The organism is Cupriavidus sp. 01L46 (assembly GCF_056399905.1).
Window position 1 is genome coordinate 1 of the sequence record NZ_JBFTSF010000465.1, and the last position, 3,408, is coordinate 3,408.

Consider the following 3,408-nt stretch of genomic DNA (forward strand, 5'->3'; position numbering starts at 1 on the left):
CTCTAATCCTGGGCGTCATGTTTCTGTCTGAATCAGCGTTTGCCGGTTGTAGGGTAGATTCGCGTTGGACTCCGTCGCCGGCGCTTCCGACCACGATCAGCCATGTTCGAGATTCGTTAGCCCCAGGGATTCAGTTTCCGTCATCGACTGCCAGCACCGCATATGTTGCACAAATCGACAACGCCAGCTGCAAGATCGATGAAATCCTCGTAACGCCGCTCGGGAGAGTCGTTCCGGGTGTGACGTATCAGAGCAAAACCGGCCCCGCTGCTGTATTTGAAACCGGAATTCCCGGCATAGGTTACGCACTGGAAACAGGAAATYTCAACGTGCCATTGGTGTCTATTGGGGCTAAGCCAATTGTGCTTCCGGCCGGACCATCGGGCTCTGRCGGTTGGGGCTACGACCAGCGGGYGACGCTCGTCGTAACGGGGTCTGTCCCAACGGGAAACTATCGTGTCCCGGCTCAAACCACCTCGACCCTAGGCGCCATGCTGAATGGRACTGTCGTGTCGAATCGARWGTCGATRSGTATATCTGCATTGAGCATCACCGTTACAGCAAAAGCATGCACGATCACGTCCGGCGCGACCAACACGGTCGTCATGCCGCAGTTGGTAACGCATAGCCTGAAAGCGGTAGGAGATGTCTCTGCCACCAAGTCGGCGCCGTTTTCGTTGGGACTCAAATGCGATGCGGGCGTCAGTGTCTATGCAACGTTGACGGATGCCACCAATCCTGCGAATACCGGCAATATCCTTAGCCTGGCGAAGAATTCGACGGCAACAGGCTTGGGTATTCAAATAATGAAGCAAGGTACGACCAGTCCGTTGAATTTTGGGCCGGATTCATCGGCCAAGGGAAATACTAATCAGTGGCTGGTCGGTAAATCTGTGGCAACTGGCAGTGTGATCTCGCTGCCCTTCGAAGCGCGCTATATCAAGACGGCGGAAACGATCAAGCCGGGTGCCGTGAGCGCGCTCAGCACGATCACGTTTTCGTATCAGTAGTGCAGACCGGTTTTTGAAAGAGATACGCTGGATTTTTCGACCGACGCAGGAAACCCCAAGGAGGTCGTAGTGCCACGAAAGGATAGATGCACGGTTTTGTCGCCGCAAGGCAATATCAGGCCGCTGGTGCCGGCATGCAAGGTGACGACACCTTCCGTCGCTGTGCCGCTTGGCAGGATTCCGACCTACGCGTTCAAGGGCGTTGGCACCACGACAAACAGCCAGCCCTTCGAGATTCGGCTGCAGTGTTCGGGCGGCACGCAGGGCGCGGTCACGCGAATGTATATGACGCTGACGGACGGCAGCAACTGGCCCAATCGATCCGACGTGCTGTCCCTGTCGTCAGACTCCAGTGCGTCGGGAATCGGCATCCAGATAGTGCGCGGCACCAATGATAGCGTGGTCAGCTATGGTCCCGATTCTTCCGAGAGCAACAATCCGAATCAGTGGTTCGTCGGTCAGTTCGGCAATGACGCGGTCACGATCCCGTTCAAGGCACATTACATCCAGACCGCATCGAAGGTGACGCCGGGGGTAGCGAATGGTCTCGCTACGTTCACGATGAGTTACCAGTAATCACGGCAAGCGGCCGTTGACGGTGGGACTGCCAACGGTCTCGCCCTGCCGCCCTAGTGTCCTAGCGCCCTACCACTCACAATGCCTTTATGACCACTTGAGAACCCACCGATCGAGGGTGCCTTGCCCGCAAGCGGCATCGCCCAGCACTCGATGCGCTAACAACGAAGCGTATCCTCGTCGACGGCACGCATTTTAGTACTCGTCCTATTCTAAACGACCTGCAATCTCGATATCCTTGTTGCTTCAGGACGCCTTGTCGCTGGCACTTTCACCATGCCGCTYCAGGCTATGGTCGCCGCAAGGCCGCGGGATGCAGGCGGTAAGCAACTCACTACAGATACCCCCRCTTTTCGAGCCTCAGGGACGATCAACGTGACGACGCGCGGACGCAAGGTGACATCCGGAGCGACCAATGCCGTYGTGCTGCCCACCCTGGTATCACATAGCCTGAAGTCGGTCGGCGCGGTGTCGGATGCATCGGCATCCTCTTCCATGGACATGAATTGCGATGGCAATGTGAGGCTGTACGCGACACTCACGGATGCCTCGAATCCGACCAATACCAGCAATGCGCTGACGTTGTCCGGCAGTTCCACCGCAACCGGCGTTGGCGTTCAAATGTTCCGCTCGGGCGAGACGACGCCGCTGGGGCTCCGTCCGGATTCGTCGGCGAAGGGAAACACCAACCCATGGTATGTCGGCCGCTCGGCGGCGTCGGGGGGCAGCCTCAACATTCCCCTGGACGCAACATATGTGAAGACCGAACCGACCATCAAGCCAGGCACGGCTAGCGCGCGCAGCACGRTCACGTTCTCGTATCAGTAGCGTCAACCGGTTTCGGTTCGGTCTGCCCCGCCGCCCCGYTGACAACGACTTGAAGACATAAGGACTCTCCAATGAAGATGAAGATGAATTCCCCGAGAAAATGGCAGTTATGGCAGCTTGCCTCGAAGGGCAGCGGATACTGCGCGCTGGCTACYGCATCCCTGGCAAGCCTGCCGCCGCAAAAGCAGGACATGGCCCAGAACATCGCGGCCAGGCTCTTGCCACGCGACCGTTACTCCGACGTCAAGGCGGCGCTATTGGTCCTTGTCGCGATGGAGCTGGGCAACGAGTCGGGCGATAAGGTGCGCGATGAGGGCCGCCCGCAAGCCGCCGGCATAGCCGTGGGGCGAGCGCTGCACTACGTTTACGCGCCATGGAGCCTGCAATTTGCCTATCGCCAGCTCAATCACACCGGCCCGCTGCCTTGCTGATGTAGTCGCTGCCGGTGCGGAAACGCACGGCGACGTACCCGGAGCCTCGAGCTGCCGTGCGCACGACTATGCGCCGACCGTGTCGAGTCGTGCGGCCGCGACGCGCGGGATGTGACGTTAACGCGGGCATCTTGCCTAGGCAGAGATGGGAACATGCACCCGATGATGCATTCCGATGTTCGGATGGCATTGGGAACCTTGATGGATCCGACACGTATATGGTAAKTGGACTTCATATGCTATTTAAAATGATTTCGGGTGCTCTAATCCTGGGCGTCATGTTTCTGTCTGAATCAGCGTTTGCCGGTTGTAGGGTAGWTTCGCGTTTGACTCCGTCGCCGGCGCTTCCGACCACGATCAGCCATGTTCGAGATTCGTTAGCCCCAGGGATTCAGTTTCCGTCATCGACTGCCAGCACCGTATATGTTGCATCAATCGAAGACGCCGGCTGCAAGATCGATGAAATCGTCGTAACGCCGCTCGGGAGAGTCGTTCCGGGTGTGACGTATCAGAGCAAAACCGGCCCCGCTGCTGTATTTGAAACCGGAATTCCCGGCATAGGT

At 58.0% G+C, this 3,408-nt stretch carries 4 protein-coding genes; all 4 read left to right on the forward strand.

All coding sequences use genetic code 11. From position 1 onward, the window contains the following. Positions 1–542: 542 nt before the first annotated feature. The 4 genes from AC1DS3_RS36890 to AC1DS3_RS36905 all read left to right on the forward strand — a co-directional run bounded on the left by AC1DS3_RS36890 (position 543) and on the right by AC1DS3_RS36905 (position 2,845). Entirely contained in the window at positions 543–1,010 is a 468-nt protein-coding gene (locus AC1DS3_RS36890; RefSeq protein ID WP_477129162.1) for a fimbrial protein, read from the forward strand. Positions 1,011–1,106: 96 nt separating this feature from the next. Continuing rightward, a complete protein-coding gene (locus AC1DS3_RS36895; RefSeq protein ID WP_477129163.1) occupies positions 1,107–1,586 on the forward strand; it encodes a fimbrial protein in 480 nt (159 codons plus the stop codon). A gap of 291 nt (positions 1,587–1,877) precedes the next feature. After that, positions 1,878–2,414: a fimbrial protein gene (locus tag AC1DS3_RS36900; protein ID WP_477129165.1), complete on the forward strand. Its 537-nt coding sequence runs from the start codon at positions 1,878–1,880 to the stop codon at positions 2,412–2,414. Between the two features lie 83 nt (positions 2,415–2,497). After that, positions 2,498–2,845 carry a hypothetical protein gene (locus tag AC1DS3_RS36905; RefSeq protein WP_477129164.1) on the forward strand — a complete coding sequence of 116 codons (348 nt, stop codon included), beginning with the start codon at positions 2,498–2,500 and terminating at the stop codon, positions 2,843–2,845. The last annotated feature ends 563 nt before the right edge of the window (positions 2,846–3,408 follow it).